Below are 18,834 nucleotides of genomic sequence, written 5' to 3'. Positions count from 1 at the left end.
TTTTTCTCCAATGAGGTTTTTAATCGTGACAACACAACTAAGTTATAAAGATGCTGGTGTCGATATTCACGCTGGTAATGAATTAGTCGAACGTATTAAAGGTGATGTAAAACGCACTCGCCGTCCTGAAGTCATCGGCGGATTAGGTGGCTTTGGTGCTTTATGTGCATTACCAACCAAATACAAAGAGCCGATTTTAGTGTCTGGCACTGATGGTGTGGGTACAAAATTGCGTTTAGCGATTGATTTAAATAAACACGATACGATTGGTATCGACTTAGTCGCAATGTGTGTGAATGATTTAGTCGTACAAGGTGCTGAACCATTGTTCTTCCTTGATTACTATGCAACAGGTAAATTAGATGTTGATGTAGCAAGCTCTGTCATTAAAGGCATTGCCAATGGGTGTGAACAATCTGGCTGTGCATTAGTTGGTGGTGAAACCGCAGAAATGCCAGGGATGTATCACGAAGGCGATTACGACTTAGCAGGTTTCTGCGTTGGTGTTGTGGAAAAATCAGAAATTATTGATGGCTCAAAAGTTCAAGTTGGCGATACGCTGATTGCATTGGGTTCAAGCGGTCCACATTCGAATGGTTACTCCTTGATCCGTAAAGTGTTAGAAGTAAGCGGTGCAAAACCAACAGATTTACTCGAAGGTAAACCATTGAGTGAGCATTTCCTTGCACCAACTAAAATCTATGTAAAATCGGTGTTGGAGTTAATTAAACAAGCTGAAGTTCACGCTATCGCACACTTAACAGGCGGTGGTTTCTGGGAAAATATTCCACGTGTATTACCAGCCGATGTAAAAGCTGTGATTAATGAAGCAAGCTGGGAATGGTTGCCATCATTTAAATGGTTACAAGAAAAAGGTAACATCAGCCGTTATGAAATGTATCGCACCTTTAACTGTGGTGTAGGTATGGTGATTGCTCTACCTGAAAAAGATGTTGAAACAGCATTAAAAGTGTTAACGGAAGCCGGCGAAAATGCTTGGGTGATCGGTAAGATTGAAGCATTAGGTAGTGGCACAGAACAGGTTGAAATTCTGTAAAAAAACCAATAAAAGTGACCGCTTGTAATCATTACAAGCGGTTGTTTTTTGGCAAAAATTTGCAAGAGAATGTAGTAATGAAAAATATTGTCGTCATGATCTCAGGCAATGGCTCAAATTTACAAGCCATTATAGATGCTATTCACGCAGGAAACATCAAAGGTAAAATCCGTGGTGTGATCTCAAATAAAGCATCGGCATACGGATTAGAAAGAGCTAAACAAGCGGGGATTTCTACCTTTGTTTTTACCAAAAAAGACTTTTCAGATAATCTGGCAATGGATAATGCCATTGCAGAACAAATTGAAGCTCTGCAAGCCGATTTAATTGTCTTAGCTGGCTATATGAAAATTCTTACCCCTGAATTTACCGCTCGCTTTACAGGTAAAATTCTTAATATTCACCCATCACTTTTACCTAAATATGCAGGTTTAAACCCACATCAACGAGCAATGGATGCAGGTGATACAGAACACGGCACAACCATTCACTTTGTTAATGAAGAAGTAGATGGCGGAGCGATTATTCTACAAGCGAAAGTTCCGATTTATCCTGATGATGAATTAGATGATGTGATTGAGCGTGTTTATGAACAAGAACATCGCTGTTATCCCCTTGTGGTGCAATGGTTCTGTGACGACAGATTGAAATTAGTGGAAGGCAAAGCCTATTTAGATAATCAATTATTATCGCCACAGGGTTATGCCGTAGAGTAGAAAATTTAACCGATTGGAATAATTTTTCATTTCTTAAGAAATTTTTAAGATTCCCGTGTTCTAATGTGCAACATCAAAAGCGAAATGCTTAAATCCATAAAACTCACTCGGAGATCAAAATGAAAAAATTAATGACAGTGGCAACATTACTTACTCTTTCAACATCTGCTTTTGCTGGTTATCAAGGTAATAATACACAAAGCGGTTATACTGGCGGCAATGTTGCTACAGTAACGACAGTAGCAAAAGCCAAAAGAGCCTATGACAATACGCCAGCCTCTATTTCTGGCTATATTGTGAAACAAATTGATGAAGATACATTTATCTTTAAAGATAGCACAGGTCAAATTCAAATTGACGTTGATGATGACGCTTGGAATGGCTTAAATGTTAGCGCAAAAAACAAAGTTCGTATTTACGGTGAAGTAGATAAAGATGATGGAAGAACTCAAATTGATGTTCACCGTATTAGCAAATAAATAGGTGGTTAAAATGAAAAAATATCTAGTTTTATCAACCCTTGTTGCATCAGTTGCTTTAGTAGGTTGTAGCAATAACAACAATACCCAACAAGTGTTTGGAGCCAATGTTCCGGCAACGACAATCAGCGTAAAACAAGCGTTATCGGCTCGTGATGATAGCTATGTTACCGTTGAAGGCAACATTATTAGCCAAGTTGATGACGATGAATACATTTTGGCAGATACAAGCGGTCAGATCCGTGTTGAAATTGACAACCATATTTGGCAAGGTCAAAACGTAAGTAAAAATGACAAAGTGCGTATTTACGGTGAAATTGACAGCGAATTGAATAAAGCTGAGTTAAAAGCTCGAGAATTAACGATTTTAAAATAGTCTTAACCTTAAGCCCCTGATATTCAGGGGCTTTTTATCATAAAAAAAACTAATCCGAAACGGTAATTTATATCGCCCTCCCCCATTTTGAAAATATGATCTAGATCACATTTTTTCCCTTTCTCTCTCGGTATGATCTTCCACATCAATTTAGTTAATCAAAAAATGATGAGGATAATCTTATGAGCAATACCCGTATTGAATTCGATCTATTAGGTGAACGTGAAGTTTCTAATGATGTTTATTGGGGTATCCATACTCTACGTGCCGTAGAGAATTTTAATATTTCCAAAAATACCATTTCTGACGTACCTGAGTTTGTGCGTGGTATGGTCATGGTGAAAAAAGCAACTGCCCTTGCTAACGGTGAATTAGGGGCGATTCCAAAGAAAATTGCGAAAGCGATTGTACAAGCCTGTGATGAGATTTTAGTGAATGGTCGTTGTATGGATCAGTTCCCGTCTGATGTGTATCAAGGGGGAGCGGGTACTTCGGTGAATATGAATACCAATGAAGTGGTGGCAAACTTGGCTTTGGAATTATTGGGGCATAAAAAAGGTGAATACCATATTATCAATCCAATGGATCACGTTAATGCGAGTCAATCTACCAATGACGCTTACCCAACGGGTTTCCGTATTGCCGTTTATAACAGCATCATGCAACTCATCACCAAAGTACTTTACTTACAACACGGCTTTGAAAATAAAGCGGATGAGTTTGCGAATATCTTAAAAATGGGACGCACCCAGTTGCAAGACGCTGTGCCAATGACCGTTGGGCAAGAGTTCAAAGCGTTTTCTGTGTTGTTAGATGAAGAAGTGAAAAACTTAAAACGTACCGCAGAATTGTTGCTTGAAGTAAACTTAGGGGCAACGGCAATCGGTACAGGTTTGAATACGCCAGAAGGTTACGCACCGCTTGCAGTGAAATACCTTGCGGAAGTGACCCAGTTGCCTTGTACCTTATCTGAACACTTAATCGAAGCAACATCGGACTGCGGTGCTTATGTGATGGTTCACGGGGCATTAAAACGTACGGCAGTGAAATTGTCTAAAATTTGTAACGACTTGCGTTTGCTTTCATCAGGTCCGCGTGCAGGCTTAAATGAAATCAACTTGCCTGAATTGCAAGCCGGTTCTTCCATTATGCCAGCGAAAGTAAACCCAGTTGTGCCAGAAGTAGTGAACCAAGTTTGCTTTAAAATTATCGGTAACGATACAACAGTGACCTTTGCCGCAGAAGCAGGACAATTACAATTAAACGTAATGGAGCCTGTTATCGGACAAGCGATGTTTGAGTCTATCGACATCTTGGCAAATGCTTGTGTAAACTTGCGTGATAAATGTATTGACGGTATCACGGTGAACAAAGAGATTTGTGAAGGTTATGTGTTTAACTCTATCGGTATCGTTACCTATCTCAATCCGTTTATCGGACACCACGAAGGTGATATTGTCGGTAAAATCTGTGCAACCACAGGCAGAAGCGTGCGAGAAGTCGTGTTAGAGCGTGGCTTGCTGACAGAAGCACAGTTAGACGATATTTTATCGGTCGAAAACTTGATGAATCCAAAATATAAAGCAAAACGTTTTACGGAAGATGAATAATTCCCTTGAAATTTAAGAATAACGCCCTATTTAGTAGGGCGTTATTTTTTTGTGATAAACATAAAAGGAAAATTATGAGTACAAACCAAGAAACCCGTGGCTTTCAGTCGGAAGTCAAACAACTGCTTCAATTAATGATCCACTCACTCTATTCTAATAAAGAGATCTTTTTGCGTGAGTTAATTTCCAATGCGTCAGACGCTGCTGATAAATTACGTTTCAAAGCCCTTTCTCAACCTGAACTTTATGAAGGCGACGGTGAGTTGCGTGTGCGTATTAGTATTGATGAAACCTTAGGCACCATCACAATCAGCGATAACGGTATCGGTATGAACCGTGAGCAAGTAATCGATCATCTGGGTACTATTGCCAAATCAGGCACTAAAGAGTTTTTAAATACACTCGGTTCAGACCAAGCGAAAGACAGCCAATTAATCGGTCAATTCGGTGTGGGCTTCTATTCGTCTTTTATCGTTGCCGATAAAGTGACTGTTCGCACCCGTGCCGCAGGCAGTGATGCAACTCAAGGCGTATTGTGGGAATCGGCAGGCGAAGGCGATTACACCGTTGCCGATATTGAAAAAGCAGGATGTGGTACGGACGTGATTTTACACTTGCGTGACGATGAAAAAGAGTTTTTAAGCGAATGGCGTTTGCGTGACATTATCGGTAAATACTCTGACCATATCGGTTTAGCGGTGGAAATTCAAACCAAAGAGTATGATGACGAAGGCAAAGAAACCGGCACCAAATGGGAAAAAATTAACAAAGCTCAAGCACTTTGGACTCGCTCTAAAAATGAGATTTCTGATGAAGAATACAAAGAGTTCTACAAACACATCAGCCACGATTTTGCCGATCCGTTAATTTGGTCACACAATAAAGTTGAAGGCAAACAAGAATATACCAGCCTGCTTTATGTGCCAAGCAAAGCCCCGTGGGATCTGTTCCAGCGTGAACAAAAACACGGCTTAAAACTCTATGTGCAACGTGTGTTTATTATGGACGATGCGGAAGTCTTTATGCCGAATTATCTTCGCTTTATGCGTGGATTGTTGGATACCAACGACTTACCACTTAACGTCAGCCGTGAAATTTTGCAAGAGAACAAAGTCACTCAGTCACTCCGCTCTGCGCTAACCAAACGTGCCTTACAAATGTTGGAAAAACTGGCGAAAGATAATGCCGAACAGTACCAACAATTCTGGAATGCGTTCGGTTTAGTCTTGAAAGAGGGCGTAGGAGAAGATTTTGCGAATAAAAACCAAGTGGCAGCCTTAATCCGCTTTGCTTCAACACATACTGACAGTAGCGAACAAGCGGTGAGTTTGAGCGATTATATTGCAAGAATGAAAGAAGGTCAGAAAGCGATTTACTTCTTAACTGCCGACAGCTATCAAGCGGCGAAAAACAGCCCACATTTAGAGCTGTTCAACAAAAAAGGCATTGAAGTCTTACTGCTTTCTGACCGCATTGATGAATGGTTTATCAGCCATTTAACCGAATTTGACGGCAAGCCACTACAAAGTATCACTAAATCAGACTTAGATTTAGGCGATCTTGCTGACAAAGCGGAAGAAGAAACCCAAAAAGCACAAGAAGCTGAATTTGCGAGTTTCTTAGAGAGAGCCAAAGGCTATTTAGGCGAACGTGTCAAAAAAGTGGTCTTAACTCACCGCTTGACCGATACGCCAGCAGTTGTTTCAACCGACAGCGACGAAATGACCACGCAAATGGCAAAACTGTTCGCAGCAATGGGACAGCAAGCTCCTGAAGTGAAATATACTTTCGAGTTAAACCCTGAACATTCAATGGTAAAACGTGTGGCTGATATTGCTGACGAAGCGGAATTTAACGACTGGATTGAACTCTTGTTTGAACAAGCGTTACTCGCTGAACGTGGCACATTGGAAAACCCAACGGCGTTTATTAAACGTATGAATAAGTTGTTGGGGAATTAATCTTCAATTTGTAAATTAGCAACAACAGAAATCAACAAGCGGTCAGTTCGTCAAAAAAATTTGCAAATTTTTATGATAAAGTGACCGCTTGTTTTATATAAGAGATAACAGATCAATGCAACTTGCCACTCACTCCGCCACAGAAACAGAGCTTCTCGCCAAAGCCCAATGGCTCGCAGGCTTTACCCTTGGGGAAATTGCCGAACAGTTGAATATGGTTGTACCGCCTGATTTACGTCGAGATAAAGGTTGGGTGGGTATGCTTATTGAAACGGCGTTGGGGGCAAAGGCTGGCAGTAAACCTGAACAAGATTTTGCTCATTTAGGCATTGAGTTGAAGACCATTCCTGTCAATGAAAAAGGATTGCCGTTAGAAACTACCTTTGTCAGCCTTGCACCTTTAACGGACAATCACGGTATTGTGTGGCAAACCTCTCACGTTAAACATAAATTACAACGGGTTTTGTGGATACCCGTTGAAGGTAAGCGGTCAATTCCCCTTGAAAAAAGACATATCGGACAGCCGATTTTATGGTCGCCGTCCCCACAACAGGAACAACAGTTACAGCAAGACTGGGAAGAGTTAATGGAATTGATTGTGCTTGGGCGTTTAAATGAGATCAATGCGAGTTTAGGGGAAGTGCTTCATTTGCGTCCCAAAGGGCGAAATAATAAGTCGTTAGCTGGGGCAGTAAATCAATATGGTGAAAAAATTCAATCACTACCACTGGGGTTTTATTTGCGTAAACCATTTACCGCAGAGATTTTACAAAATTTTTTACATTCGCCCCTTTAATTTTACCACAGCTCTCTATATGATGTGCAACTTTTAGTTCGGCAATTTCTGCCGATGTTATGTTTAATTTTATCCAAGGATCTTTCTATGTTTGAGTGGATTGCTAGCCCGGAAGCGTGGGTTGCTCTCTTTACCTTAGCGGCGTTAGAAATCGTGCTAGGTATTGATAACATTATTTTCATCAGTATTTTAGTTTCTCGTTTACCTGAAAAACAACGCCAATCTGCACGTATTATCGGTTTAGGTTTGGCAATGGGAACTCGTATTCTTCTCCTACTTTCATTAGCGTGGATGATGCGATTAGTCGATCCGCTCTTTACGATTATGGATAAACCGATTTCAGGGCGTGACCTGATTTTATTCTTCGGGGGCTTGTTCCTAGTCGTTAAAAGTGCAATGGAACTTGTTGAAGCGATTAAAGGTGAACCACACGATACGGAAGGTAAAACGGGTAAAAAAGCAAATTACTTTATGATTCTTATCCAAATCGCCATTTTAGACATCGTATTCTCGCTAGACTCTGTTATCACCGCTGTTGGTATGGCAGATGATATTCCTGTCATGGTGATTGCAATTATGATCGCAGTTGGTGTGATGATGTTTGCTGCAAAACCAATCGGGGATTTCGTTGATCATAACCCAACCATTAAGAATTTAGCACTTGCATTCTTAATTTTAATCGGTATCGCATTAATGGGTGAAGGCTTTAATATCCATATTCCAAAATCAGCGATTTACACTGCAATGGGCTTCTCGGTGATTGTAGAGTTTATCAACATTAAAATGCGTAAAAACCAAGCAAAACATCAGCTTAACGCACAAGAATAATTGTAAAATAAGCCCTCACTTGAGGGCTTTTTAATTAAAAGGAAACCTATGTTACTTATCGATCTCGCAGGCTACGAACTTACACAAGAAGAACAAGAGTTACTTGAACATCCATTAGTTTCAGGACTTATTCTCTTTACTCGTAATTTTCACGACAAAGCCCAGTTGCAAGCCCTTATTAAATCTGTCCGCCAACGAGTGAAAAAGCCATTATTAATCACCGTTGATCAAGAAGGCGGTCGAGTGCAACGTTTCCGTGAAGGCTTTACCAAATTGCCTGCCATGCAATCTTTTTTACAATTAGACCGCTTGCAACTTGCCCAAGAAGCTGGCTGGCTAATGTCAGCAGAAATGTTTGCGTTAGATATTGATTTAAGTTTTGCCCCTGTGTTGGATTTAGGGCATTGTAGCAAGGCAATCGGTGATCGCTCGTTTGGGAAAAATGTAGCTACAATGCTACCTGTCGCAGAAGCCTTTATTGACGGTATGCGAGAAATCGGTATGGCAACCACAGGCAAACATTTCCCTGGTCACGGTCACGTTATTGCCGACTCTCATCTTGAAACGCCCTTTGATGATCGTCCAAAAGAAACGATCTTTAATCACGATATTCAACCGTTTAAACAACTGATCGCCAAAGGAAAATTATCGGCGATTATGCCAGCTCACGTGATTTACACCCAGTGTGACAGCCAACCTGCCAGCGGTTCAAGTTACTGGCTGAGAGAGATTTTACGCAAGCAGTTGCAATTTAACGGCGTGATTTTCTCTGATGATTTAGGAATGAAAGGTGCTGGGTTTATGGGGAACTATGTGGAACGAAGCGAGAAAGCCTTACAAGCAGGTTGTGATTTGTTACTACTCTGCAACGAGCCTGACGGCGTGGTGCAAGTGTTAGATAACCTGAAATATCAGCCTACCCCAACACAGAAAGAACGCCACTTAAGCCTAATGAAACGCCGTTCGATCAGTTGGTCAGAGCTGGAAGCCAGCCCACGTTGGCAACAGGCTCATCAACAGCTTGCGACACTTCAAGAACAATGGTTGGAATGGAAAGCCCAGAATGCCTAAACTCACTTGCCACCATTTTGAACAGAACCGTTGTAATTCGTGCCAATGGCTTTATAAAAGCTATGCCGAACAACTGGCAGAGAAAACGGCGGATCTTAAGCGGTTAGTTTCGCCTTATCTTTTGCAAAGCACGGAATTTTTACCTGCGGTCACATCTTCTTTGGCACATTTTCGTAACAAAGCCAAAATGGTGGTCACAGGCAGTGTTGAACGTCCAATTTTAGGGATTTTAAATGAAGACGGCACCGGCACGGATTTAACGGACTGTCCGCTTTATCCGCAAGCCTTTACGCCACTTTTCCCTATTCTGAAAAACTTTATCGGACGGGCTGGGCTTGTGCCTTACAACGTGGCAAAAAAACGGGGCGAACTCAAATATATCTTGATTACCCAAAGTCAGCATAATCAATCCTTGATGATCCGCTTTGTGTTAAGAAGTGAGCTAAAACGACCGCTTGTCGAGCGTGAATTGCCAATGTTACTGGCTCAACTACCTGAAAAATCGGTGGTGAGTTTGAATATACAACCGCAACATTCTGCGATTTTGGAAGGTGAACAAGAGATTTTTCTGACGGAACAGCAAGTATTAGAAGAACATTTTAATCAAATTCCGCTGTTTATTCGTCCGCAAGGTTTTTTCCAAACCAATCCAACGGTTGCCAGCCAACTTTACCATACGGCTCAAGAATGGATAAAAGAGCTACCAATTACACAACTGTGGGATCTGTTCTGCGGTGTCGGGGGCTTTGGGCTACATTGTGCCAACACATTACAAGCCAACAATCCAAATGTCGCACTCACGGGTATTGAGATTTCTGCCTCTGCCATCGCCAGTGCCACAAAATCCGCCCAACAGCTTGGCTTACAAAATGTCAAATTCGCTTCGTTGGATTCGGCTCAATTTGCCTTGAATGAAAAAGGAAGAACGCCCGATCTTGTGATTGTCAATCCACCAAGACGGGGCATCGGCAAACCGTTAGCCGAATTTATCAATCAACTCGGCTCTCCCTACTTGATTTATTCCAGCTGTAATGCAGAAACGATGGCAAAAGATTTTGCCTCACTCAGCCATTATGAACTCAAAAAAGTCCAATTATTCGATATGTTTCCCCATACAGCGCATTACGAAACATTAACGCTTTTGGTGAAAAAGAATAACAAATGATCAATATGATTTTTCCTGACATGCCTTTAATCAGGCATAAAAAAACCGGCATAGTAGACAAAATAGTTGCTGAACCGTCAAAAACTATGCCAAGTGGACAAAACAGTTGCTAATGTTTATTTTCTTTAAATGTTAGCAACTCTTTTTATTTAAAAAATCCTGTATAAACAACATCTTACGCTTTTTCGTTAATCCGTTATGATTATTTAATTTTCGTTTAAGTTCACTAAATAATCCTTCTAAACGATTTGTCGTCTTTTCTATATTTAATTCAGAACATTTCTTGTAGGTAAAAATACAATCCATATAACGCTTTAAACTGGCATAAGCACTTCTTACATTGCGATGTTTATAGGGGAAATAGCCTTTTTCATTCGCTTTATCACTCCGTTCTTTTAAAAACGTTTGGTGTTTTATAAACCAAGAATGTAATCGCCGATAAAATTCATTTTTTGAGCTACTCGTGAGTGTTTTTACAATTATTTTTAGTTCTTTACCCGCTTGCGATTGATATTTTTTTCTTAATTTTCTCATTACAATTGCTACCATATGAAATTGACACATTTGTACCGGCGTATTAAATAAATCTTTCATTAAACCACGCCTGCCATCACAGATAATTGATTGAATTATATAGCCTTTTTCTCTTAATCTATTCAGGGCAAGTTTATAGTAAATATCTTTTTCGGTTCGCACAAAATAATGAGAAATGACGTTATTTGAATTTGAATCCATCAACACTAATACACCAAAATAACGACCGAAGAATGTCGTATCCATGATGATGTTCAAGTATCGATTTAAAGGTGGTTTTAAAGGTGTTTTAGGGGCTTTATCAATATATCTTTGAATCGTTCTGACTGAACAATGATATTTAACGGCAAGTTGTTGATAGGTTTGTTTTCCAGATGTGTAATCAGTCCAAATTTTAATTGGATCTAATTTAGTTTTTAAAATAAACGTTTTATGACATTCATTACAAAAATAACGTTGAGTATTATTTTGTATACCATGTTTCTTTATTTTCTGACTTTGGCAAAATGGGCAGTTTTTTGTTCATATTTCAAAAACAGGGCTTAAAGCCTTGTGCTATAAGGCTTTAAACCACTTTTTAGCAACTATTTTGTCTATTACACCAAAAAACCTATAAGTAATACTTATAGGTTTTCTTTTTTTATATTAGTCAGGAATTAGCCCATACCGTATTTTTTTAATTTTTTACGTAACGTACCACGGTTAATACCAAGCATTGTTGCAGCACGAGTTTGGTTACCGCGTGTATATTGCATTACCATATCTAACATTGGGTGTTCAATTTCTGATAGGACCAACTCATATAATTCTGTTGGATCTTCACCACCTAATTGATGTAAGTAATTTCTTACGGCTTGTTTCACATTATCACGAAGTGGTTTATTCACTTGTTGAGATTGTGCGTTTAACATTGATACTGTTAATGGGTTTTGTGTAGGTTGTTGTTCTAACATGTACTTCTATCCAACTTATTAGGATTCTAAATGAATCGATTTCACAAAATCTTCTAATGCGTTTAATTGCTCGGTCGTTGAATCAAATGCATTAAAAGTACGTCTAAAATTTGAATTTGGTTTTAATTGTTCGACATACCAGCCAACATGTTTACGTGCAATTCGATATCCTTTTTCTTCACCATAGAAATGATGTAGGTTTTCGATATGCTCTAACATAAATTGACATTTTTGCTCTAACGATAATGTCGAAACGAGATCTCCTTTCTCGAAAAACTTTCCGATTTCCGAAAATAGCCATGGGCACCCCAAACTGCCTCGACCAATCATCACCGCATCCGCTTGTGTGTAGTCAAGAACCTGTTTCGCTTTTTCAGCAGAGGTAATATCGCCATTAGCAACAATAGGAATCGAAACCGCCTGTTTTACTGCTTTAATACTGTCATACTCGGCATCACCTTCAAATAAGCAACTTCGAGTTCTCCCATGTATCGTCAATGCTGAAATACCTGCTTCTTCAGCAATTTTTGCAATATCCAAGCAATTTCGGTTCTCAGGATCCCAACCCGTTCTAATTTTTAAAGTCACAGGCACATCAACAGCATTTACAACGGCATCCAAAATGCGAGCAACTAAATCAGGTTCACGTAGAAGTGCAGATCCTGCCATCTTTTTGTTTACCTTCTTAGCTGGGCAGCCCATATTGATATCAATAATGTCTGCCCCATATTCCACATTTATTTTTGCTGCGATTGCCATCTCTGTGGGATCAGATCCCGCAATTTGTACAGCATTAATACCAATGTCATCATGGTGTGCTAAACGCAAACGTGATTTTTCGGTATGCCATACATCAGGATTTGTGGACATCATCTCTGAAAATGTTAAACCTGCACCTAATTGGCTACATAATCGTCTAAACGGCTGATCGGTAATCCCTGCCATCGGTGCGAGGAAAATACGATTTTTAATTTCATACTGGCCAATTCGCATCGACTCATCCTTTGATTATTTTTAGAACAAATTTAACAAGAGTGATTTCCAAATAAAAAGTACGGCATAAACCGTACTTCTCTTTCTATACTCAAGGAGCAATTGCTCTTAGTAAGGGGCGTATAATACGCATTTTTTTCCAATTTTGGAAGTCTAATTATTCGACAAAAATCAAAATTTACTCAACTTGTCAAAATTTATAACATCGAAGAGCTATTTTTATGGAGTAATTTTGCCACCACATTTTCAAAGCTTGTTTCAATTTGCTCACCGACACGTTGAGAAAGCTTTTTCTTCTGGCGATATTTGACTTCAATTACGTTCTTTTCTTTAACTGCATTTAAAATCAAATCATCACTCGTAGAAAGTTCATCTACTAATTTAAGATCAATCGCTTGCTGACCAAACCAGTGTTCTCCCGTTGCAATTTTTTCTATCTCGACAATCGGGCGGTGAAGAGCCACAAACTGTTTAAATAATTTATGGGTTTCTTCTAATTCTTGTTGGAACTTTTCTTTCCCTTTTTCTGTGTTTTCCCCCACTAAAGTAACAGTACGCTTATACTCCCCTGCGGTCATTACATCTACATCAATATCATGTTTTTTCAATAAACGATGAATGTTAGGTACTTGAGCAACAACACCAATAGAGCCAATCACTGCAAAGGGTGCAGACACAATTTTATTTGCGACACACGCCATCATATATCCACCACTTGCCGCCACCTTATCAACTGCAACAGTTAAAGGGATTTGTCGATCTTTTAAACGCTGTAATTGAGATGCGGCTAATCCATAACCATGTACGACACCGCCTGGACTTTCTAATTTAACTAGCACTTCGTCTTTCTCTGGATCTGCTAAGGATAAAATCGCATCAATCTCTTTACGCAAGCTAGAAACATGGCTCGCTTGAATATCACCATGGAAATTCACCACAAATAAGCGAGATTTTTTAGTTTCATCCGAAGGTTCTCCCCCTTCTTTTAAGCGTTTTTTCTCTGCTTTTACTTTTTCTTTGAGTGCTTTTTTCTCTAGTTTTTCTTGGTGCTTTTGTTCTTCTTCACTTAGAAAGAACGCATTTAACTCTTTTTCTTGATCTTGATATTTTTCGGTCAAGTTCGTCACAGTAATCGCACCATTTTCCGTGTGTTTACGTGCATCTAAGATCAACATAACGACAACGGCAACAATCCCAAAGACCGTTAATAATTCTAATAAAAAGATACCATAGTTAAGTAAAACTTCTTTCCACATACCATTTTCCTAAATTAATAAGCCGTTTCGATAGGCAATTCAGATTTCACCCAACCTTCAAAACCGCCCTTTACACTGTAAACACGCTCAAACCCTTGCTCTACCAGAAATTGTGCCGTATTACGACTACTCACACCATGATAACAACTCACAATAATCGGCTCATCAAAATCATATTCATCTAAAAATTTACCATAACTTTGATTGGTTAAATGAAATGCACCTTGAGGACGACTATAACTAAAGCGCATCATATCTCGAATATCCACTAATACCGCACCTTCATTTTGCATCATATTCCACGCTTGTTGCGGTGTAATTTCTGTAAATGTTTCTTCCATTTTGGTTTTCCTATTGCTGAAAATTTAAAGAATATAGTCACTAAATCACCGAAAGTAAAGCTATCACTTAAATAAGTAGTATTTGAAAAAATCACTTATTATTATATAATAAGAACAATTATCAAATGCAGATAATTTTCTTTTTCATATTTTTATAATTAAGGCAGTTTTTATGGAGCAACTTTTCCAATTTTTACAAAGTTACATTGACTATATCATTCTTGGTTTACTCGGCTTAATGAGTATTATCCTGTTTGCAAAAATCATTGAACGCGTCCTGTTTTATCGTAAGGTCGATGTCAAACAATATGAAACTATTCAAGAATTAGAAATTAATCTCACTTCTAACCTTACAACAATTTCAACGATTGGCTCAAATGCCCCTTATATTGGATTATTAGGTACGGTTATCGGTATTTTATTAACCTTCTATGAATTAGGACATTCTGGTGGCGATATTGATGCCGCATCCATCATGGTACATCTCTCTTTAGCATTAAAAGCGACTGCTGTTGGTATTCTCGTTGCTATTCCAGCGATGATGTTCTATAACGGCTTTGGGCGTAAAGTCGAAGAAAATAAATTGAAATGGCAAGCTCTGCAAGCTCGCAAAGAAAAAGCGTAAGCGGTCACTTTAATCGAAAAATTTGCAGATGAGGTTGCGATGAAAAAATTTGATGAAATTAATATTATCCCTTTTATCGACATTATGTTGGTACTTTTAGCGATTGTATTAGTCACAGCGTCTTTTATCTCTCAAGGAAAGATTCAAGTGAATGTACCTAAAGCATCAACAACACAGGCGATGAAAGCGGATGAATTAGCGAAATTGCTTACCATCACAGAAAATAATGAATTCTTCTACAATGACAAACAGATCACCAAAGAAATGCTAAATACGGAGATTGCGACTTGGGATAAAAGCCAAAAAGTCACTTTGAAAGTAGATGCCGCAGTTGCTTTTGAAAAATTTGTTGAATTAACAGATATGCTCGCAGCAAATGAAATCAAAAATGTGGCGATTGTGACGAAAAAAGAGAATGCCAAATAGGTAAAATTATGCAAAAACGTCACTCTCGTATTGGATTAATCGGTTCTCTTGCGCTACATGGTTCTGTATTTGCAGGTATTCTCACTTCAATGAACATTGAAAAGCCACTACCACCTGTTGAGCAAGTAAACAGTATTTCGATTGAAATGCTCGCTGCGCGTTTAGAACAGGAGCAAGTCGCTGTCACGACTGAAGAAGTGGTAGAAAAGGTTGAACAAATAGAAGAGCCTAAAGAGTCTGAGCCAATTATTGAGCCAGAACCTATCCCTGAGCCTAAAATTGAGCCAAAGCCACAACCTAAGCCTGAGCCAAAACCAAAAGAAAAACCTAAAGAGAAGCCGAAAGAAACACCAAAAGAAAAACCAAAACCAATTCCTAAAGAGAAACCTAAACCAAAAGAGAAACCCGTAGAAAAGGCTAAACCAGAAAAAGCACCGATAAAAGCGCTAGAAAAAGGCAAAGAAGTCAAACAAGGTATTGTAGCAAAAGCTGTACCAAATGCGTTCCAAGGCACAAAAAATCAGGTAGGTCCAGCAAATGCACAAGCACAAAATACGGGATTTGCTTCGACAAATAGTGCATCTAGTGCGGGAGAAATCAATGCCTATAAAGCTCAATTACAACGGACTTTACAGCAAAGAGCAAATAATGCTTATCCGCAAAGAGAAAAAATGATGAGAAAAACAGGAACTGTTACCCTATCTTTCCAATTATCTTCATCAGGACAAGTCATCAATGTACAAGTGATAAATTCTTCAGGAAACAGCAACTTAGATGCTGCCGCAATGAAAGCCGCTCAAAGTACGAAAATGAGTTCGCCACCACCTGCGGGATTCCCAACATCGCTCACTGTGCCAGTTAAATTTTCTATCCAATAATGATACTAAAGCCCTTAGTTTTCACTAAGGGCTTTTGCTTAAATTGGCTGTCTTGGCACTGCATTTTGATAGCCAAACTGTCGCCACGCTTCGTACACCACAACGGCAACGGAATTAGACAAGTTCATACTACGGCTATCTTTACACATCGGGATACGGATTTTTTGTGACATCGGTAAACTGTCTAAAATCGCTTTCGGTATCCCTCGGCTTTCAGGACCGAACATCAGAAAATCCCCCAGTTCGTACTGCACATCACTATGATTAGGCTCGCCTTTGGTAGTTAAAGCAAAAAGGCGTTTAGGCTTTGCTCGCTCAAGGAAATCATCGAAGTCTTTATATTTCTGAATATCGACAAACTCGTGGTAATCCAGCCCAGAACGACGTAATTTTTTATCGTCCCAAGCAAAACCAAGTGGCTCAATCATATGCAAACGAAAACCACAGTTTGCACAAAGGCGGATAATATTCCCACTATTTTGTGGGATTTCAGGTTCATATAACACAATATCTAACATAATTTATTCCGAATGTTTCACAATCCAGCAGTTATGAATATGCGGATTACGCTCAAAATCTAACGGTAATGTTTTGTGCGAAATGTTTTCCGCCGTTAATCCTAATTCAGCCAAGCCGTCAAAATCCATTTTAAAGCCACGTTTATTGTTTGAGAATACGATAGTGCCGTTTGCCGTTAAGATACGTTTCAACTGTTTCATCAAGGCAATATGATCACGTTGCACGTCCCAGCTGTTTTCCATTCGTTTTGAGTTAGAAAAGGTCGGCGGATCAACGAAAATCAACTCAAAACGCTCACGGCAATCCGCTAACCACTGCAAACAATCTGCCTGATGCAAGCGGTGATTTCGTAGTGAAATATTGTTCAGTTCAAGATTTTGTTCCGCCCAGTTGAGATAAGTGTTTGACATATCTACGGTCGTGGTCGATTTTGCCCCGTTTAATGCGGCGTGAACTGTCGCTGAACCCGTGTAGGCAAACAGATTTAGGAAGGTTTTTCCTTTCGCCATTTCACCGACCATCTTACGCGTTAAGCGGTGGTCAAGGAACAAGCCTGTATCAAGGTAATCCGTCAAATTCACCCATAGCTTCGCCCCGTATTCATTCACGAAGAAATAGTCGCCTTTATTCGCCAGTTTCTCATACTGATTAGTCCCTTTTTGACGTTGGCGAACCTTTAAGACTAATTTATTCGTTTCAACACCAGTGACATACAAGGTCGCTGATACCGCATCAAGCAAGCGCTGGCGAGCTTTGTTTTCATCAATATTTTTCGGTGCGGCATACTCTTGCACCACGATATGATCGCCATATCTATCTACCGCCAAATTATATTCAGGCAGATCCGCATCGTATAAACGATAAGCATCAAGCCCTTGCTGTTTCGCCCATTTTTCGATCTTCTTGATATTTTTGGTTAAGCGATTAGCAAAATCAGGGGCAACTTGTGCGTTTTGGCTAAATTGCAGATTTTCATCAAGATCTGACCGCTTGTCTGCATTTTCGCTGATCAAATAGTTCTTCTGCACACACTCAAGCGGTCCGTTCTTTGCCTTAAATTGACGAGCTGAACGCAAACGTAAGCAGTTCAGTAATTCAGGTTCGCCACTAAAAATAGAGGCATTCCAACCTGCAAATTGCTGTTTTAACCGTTGCCCAAAGACAGAGTACAACGCAATTAACGCTGGGGTTGTACCTAATCGCTCACCATAAGGCGGATTACAAATCACCGTCCCCACCTGCTCTGCAATCGGATTTTTCAACGCCGACACATCGCCTTGTTGCCACTGAATTAAATCTGCCACCCCTGCATTTTTCGCATTCTGTTTAGCTTTTTGTAGCACTCTGTGATCAAGGTCAAAGCCGAAGAACAGCACTTTGCTTTCCTCCCCCTGCTCGCGGGGGGAGGTGCCGAAGGCGGAGGGGGGCAGGATTTCACGCTCCTTAGCTTCCTGCCAAACCCTTTTCCACAGTTCGATCTGATGCCCTTTCCAACTATCAAATCCCCAATGGATACGGTTAATTTGTGGAGCAATATTTGCTTGCATTTGAGCTGCTTCAATCAACAAAGTCCCCGAACCACACATCGGATCGACAAGTGGCGTACCTTTTTGCCAGCCCGAACGCAACACAATCGCTGCCGCCAAGGTTTCACGCAACGGTGCTTTCCCTGTTTCTTCACGATAACCACGCATATGCAAAGCTTCACCGCTTAAATCTAAAGAAATAATCAACTCTTCACGGTTTAAATAGGCGTGTAAACGAATATCTGGACGGATTTTATCCACTGTCGGACGAGCAAAACCTTTACGCTCAAAATAATCGACAATGCCGTCTTTCACTCGCATTGCACCAAATTGTGTGTTGCGAATTTCACGGTTTGTGCCGTTAAAATCCACGAAAAAGGTATCTCTTGGATCGAAAATGCTCTGCCAGTCGTAAGCAACCACAGACGCATACAAATCGCTGTCGCTGAAAATTTTCGTATTGATTAAGGGTAATAAAATACGGGAAGCCAAGCGACTATGTAATAACGCTTGATACGCCCCTTTTAAATCTGTGGTGAAATGCACACCGCCTTGAGCCACTTTGCATTGTGCGTGCGTAATTTGCTCAAGTTCGGTTTTTAACATTTCTTCAAAGCCACGCGCTGCGGTGGCGAAATAGGTTGTTTGGGTCATTGTTTTGTTATATGAGAAAAAATTAGCAGAATTATAGCGGAAGAATGCTACAAGCGGTGAGATTTCAACA

At 39.9% G+C, this 18,834-nt stretch carries 19 protein-coding genes and 2 pseudogenes; 14 read left to right on the top strand and 7 right to left on the bottom strand.

Translation table 11 applies throughout. The features are described from left to right. Positions 1-22 precede the first annotated feature (22 nt). From purM to rlmC, 11 genes and pseudogenes are all read left to right on the top strand, one after another. Complete coding sequence (gene purM / locus EXH44_RS09175) at positions 23-1,057, top strand: phosphoribosylformylglycinamidine cyclo-ligase (protein WP_162857564.1); 1,035 nt, start codon at positions 23-25, stop codon at positions 1,055-1,057. A 77-nt stretch (positions 1,058-1,134) separates the two neighbouring features. Then, positions 1,135-1,647: pseudogene (gene purN, locus EXH44_RS09170) on the top strand (phosphoribosylglycinamide formyltransferase); the annotation flags it as partial. Between the two features lie 27 nt (positions 1,648-1,674). After that, a pseudogene (gene purN / locus EXH44_RS11200) lies at positions 1,675-1,773 on the top strand (phosphoribosylglycinamide formyltransferase); the annotation flags it as partial. 119 nt (positions 1,774-1,892) lie between these two features. Beyond that, a complete protein-coding gene (locus tag EXH44_RS09165; protein WP_135674940.1) occupies positions 1,893-2,252 on the top strand; it encodes a YgiW/YdeI family stress tolerance OB fold protein in 360 nt (119 codons plus the stop codon). Positions 2,253-2,265: 13 nt separating this feature from the next. Then, positions 2,266-2,628: a YgiW/YdeI family stress tolerance OB fold protein gene (locus EXH44_RS09160; RefSeq protein WP_162857193.1), complete on the top strand. Its 363-nt coding sequence runs from the start codon at positions 2,266-2,268 to the stop codon at positions 2,626-2,628. A 182-nt stretch (positions 2,629-2,810) separates the two neighbouring features. Next, entirely contained in the window at positions 2,811-4,238 is a 1,428-nt protein-coding gene (gene aspA / locus EXH44_RS09155; protein ID WP_162857192.1) for an aspartate ammonia-lyase, read from the top strand. 74 nt (positions 4,239-4,312) lie between these two features. Beyond that, positions 4,313-6,199: a molecular chaperone HtpG gene (htpG, locus tag EXH44_RS09150; RefSeq protein WP_162857191.1), complete on the top strand. Its 1,887-nt coding sequence runs from the start codon at positions 4,313-4,315 to the stop codon at positions 6,197-6,199. A gap of 115 nt (positions 6,200-6,314) precedes the next feature. Further along, on the top strand, positions 6,315-6,995 hold the full coding sequence (gene mutH / locus EXH44_RS09145; RefSeq protein ID WP_162857190.1) for a DNA mismatch repair endonuclease MutH: 681 nt from the start codon (positions 6,315-6,317) through the stop codon (positions 6,993-6,995). A gap of 87 nt (positions 6,996-7,082) precedes the next feature. After that, a complete protein-coding gene (locus EXH44_RS09140; RefSeq protein WP_162857189.1) occupies positions 7,083-7,823 on the top strand; it encodes a TerC family protein in 741 nt (246 codons plus the stop codon). A 48-nt stretch (positions 7,824-7,871) separates the two neighbouring features. Continuing rightward, positions 7,872-8,894, top strand: coding sequence for a beta-N-acetylhexosaminidase (nagZ, locus tag EXH44_RS09135; protein WP_162857188.1), 1,023 nt, complete (start codon positions 7,872-7,874; stop codon positions 8,892-8,894). Continuing rightward, complete coding sequence (rlmC, locus tag EXH44_RS09130) at positions 8,887-10,059, top strand: 23S rRNA (uracil(747)-C(5))-methyltransferase RlmC (protein WP_162857187.1); 1,173 nt, start codon at positions 8,887-8,889, stop codon at positions 10,057-10,059. Before nagZ ends, rlmC begins: the two co-directional genes overlap by 8 nt. Before the next feature lie 132 nt (positions 10,060-10,191). Here the strand turns inward: rlmC and EXH44_RS09125 are convergent, their stop codons facing one another. The 5 genes from EXH44_RS09125 to glpE form a co-directional block, all read right to left on the bottom strand. After that, complete coding sequence (locus EXH44_RS09125) at positions 10,192-11,067, bottom strand: IS256 family transposase, variant Zn-binding type (RefSeq protein ID WP_425266865.1); 876 nt, start codon at positions 11,065-11,067, stop codon at positions 10,192-10,194. A gap of 182 nt (positions 11,068-11,249) precedes the next feature. Then, positions 11,250-11,546, bottom strand: coding sequence for a DNA-binding transcriptional regulator Fis (gene fis / locus EXH44_RS09120; protein WP_162857186.1), 297 nt, complete (start codon positions 11,544-11,546; stop codon positions 11,250-11,252). An 18-nt stretch (positions 11,547-11,564) separates the two neighbouring features. Then, on the bottom strand, positions 11,565-12,539 hold the full coding sequence (gene dusB, locus EXH44_RS09115) for a tRNA dihydrouridine synthase DusB (protein ID WP_162857185.1): 975 nt from the start codon (positions 12,537-12,539) through the stop codon (positions 11,565-11,567). Between the two features lie 197 nt (positions 12,540-12,736). Beyond that, a complete protein-coding gene (sohB, locus tag EXH44_RS09110) occupies positions 12,737-13,795 on the bottom strand; it encodes a protease SohB (RefSeq protein ID WP_162857184.1) in 1,059 nt (352 codons plus the stop codon). Between the two features lie 14 nt (positions 13,796-13,809). Further along, on the bottom strand, positions 13,810-14,136 hold the full coding sequence (gene glpE / locus EXH44_RS09105) for a thiosulfate sulfurtransferase GlpE (RefSeq protein WP_162857183.1): 327 nt from the start codon (positions 14,134-14,136) through the stop codon (positions 13,810-13,812). Between the two features lie 172 nt (positions 14,137-14,308). On the opposite strand from glpE, the gene exbB reads away from it, so the two are divergent. The 3 genes from exbB to EXH44_RS09090 are packed head-to-tail and all read left to right on the top strand — an operon-like array spanning position 14,309 to position 16,065. Then, on the top strand, positions 14,309-14,761 hold the full coding sequence (exbB, locus tag EXH44_RS09100) for a TonB-system energizer ExbB (protein ID WP_162857182.1): 453 nt from the start codon (positions 14,309-14,311) through the stop codon (positions 14,759-14,761). 39 nt (positions 14,762-14,800) lie between these two features. After that, a complete protein-coding gene (gene exbD, locus EXH44_RS09095; protein WP_162857181.1) occupies positions 14,801-15,187 on the top strand; it encodes a TonB system transport protein ExbD in 387 nt (128 codons plus the stop codon). An 8-nt stretch (positions 15,188-15,195) separates the two neighbouring features. Continuing rightward, entirely contained in the window at positions 15,196-16,065 is an 870-nt protein-coding gene (locus EXH44_RS09090; protein WP_162857180.1) for a TonB family protein, read from the top strand. A gap of 38 nt (positions 16,066-16,103) precedes the next feature. Here EXH44_RS09090 and trmL read toward each other — a convergent pair whose 3' ends face one another. Both trmL and rlmKL read right to left on the bottom strand, forming a co-directional pair. After that, positions 16,104-16,583, bottom strand: coding sequence for a tRNA (uridine(34)/cytosine(34)/5-carboxymethylaminomethyluridine(34)-2'-O)-methyltransferase TrmL (gene trmL / locus EXH44_RS09085; RefSeq protein ID WP_162857179.1), 480 nt, complete (start codon positions 16,581-16,583; stop codon positions 16,104-16,106). A 3-nt stretch (positions 16,584-16,586) separates the two neighbouring features. Next, positions 16,587-18,764, bottom strand: a complete 2,178-nt coding sequence (rlmKL, locus tag EXH44_RS09080) for a bifunctional 23S rRNA (guanine(2069)-N(7))-methyltransferase RlmK/23S rRNA (guanine(2445)-N(2))-methyltransferase RlmL (RefSeq protein WP_162857178.1) — start codon at positions 18,762-18,764, stop codon at positions 16,587-16,589. Positions 18,765-18,834: the final 70 nt, after the last annotated feature.

Origin of the sequence: Actinobacillus indolicus (genome assembly GCF_004519515.1) — a bacterium.
Lineage (GTDB): Bacteria > Pseudomonadota > Gammaproteobacteria > Enterobacterales > Pasteurellaceae > Glaesserella > Glaesserella indolica_A.
This window is presented reverse-complemented; position numbering and strand designations above follow the sequence as displayed.

Bases quoted from the DNA above. Each gene is read 5' to 3' on its own strand.
- exbB (WP_162857182.1), top strand. From the start codon at position 14,309: ATGGAGCAACTTTTCCAATTTTTACAAAGTTACATTGACTATATCATT.
- htpG (WP_162857191.1), top strand. From the start codon at position 4,313: ATGAGTACAAACCAAGAAACCCGTGGCTTTCAGTCGGAAGTCAAACAA.
- EXH44_RS09165 (WP_135674940.1), top strand. From the start codon at position 1,893: ATGAAAAAATTAATGACAGTGGCAACATTACTTACTCTTTCAACATCT.
- aspA (WP_162857192.1), top strand. From the start codon at position 2,811: ATGAGCAATACCCGTATTGAATTCGATCTATTAGGTGAACGTGAAGTT.
- sohB (WP_162857184.1), bottom strand. From the start codon at position 13,795: ATGTGGAAAGAAGTTTTACTTAACTATGGTATCTTTTTATTAGAATTA.
- trmL (WP_162857179.1), bottom strand. From the start codon at position 16,583: ATGTTAGATATTGTGTTATATGAACCTGAAATCCCACAAAATAGTGGG.
- nagZ (WP_162857188.1), top strand. From the start codon at position 7,872: ATGTTACTTATCGATCTCGCAGGCTACGAACTTACACAAGAAGAACAA.
- dusB (WP_162857185.1), bottom strand. From the start codon at position 12,539: ATGCGAATTGGCCAGTATGAAATTAAAAATCGTATTTTCCTCGCACCG.
- EXH44_RS09090 (WP_162857180.1), top strand. From the start codon at position 15,196: ATGCAAAAACGTCACTCTCGTATTGGATTAATCGGTTCTCTTGCGCTA.
- exbD (WP_162857181.1), top strand. From the start codon at position 14,801: ATGAAAAAATTTGATGAAATTAATATTATCCCTTTTATCGACATTATG.
- rlmC (WP_162857187.1), top strand. From the start codon at position 8,887: ATGCCTAAACTCACTTGCCACCATTTTGAACAGAACCGTTGTAATTCG.
- EXH44_RS09160 (WP_162857193.1), top strand. From the start codon at position 2,266: ATGAAAAAATATCTAGTTTTATCAACCCTTGTTGCATCAGTTGCTTTA.
- fis (WP_162857186.1), bottom strand. From the start codon at position 11,546: ATGTTAGAACAACAACCTACACAAAACCCATTAACAGTATCAATGTTA.
- glpE (WP_162857183.1), bottom strand. From the start codon at position 14,136: ATGGAAGAAACATTTACAGAAATTACACCGCAACAAGCGTGGAATATG.
- mutH (WP_162857190.1), top strand. From the start codon at position 6,315: ATGCAACTTGCCACTCACTCCGCCACAGAAACAGAGCTTCTCGCCAAA.
- rlmKL (WP_162857178.1), bottom strand. From the start codon at position 18,764: ATGACCCAAACAACCTATTTCGCCACCGCAGCGCGTGGCTTTGAAGAA.
- EXH44_RS09140 (WP_162857189.1), top strand. From the start codon at position 7,083: ATGTTTGAGTGGATTGCTAGCCCGGAAGCGTGGGTTGCTCTCTTTACC.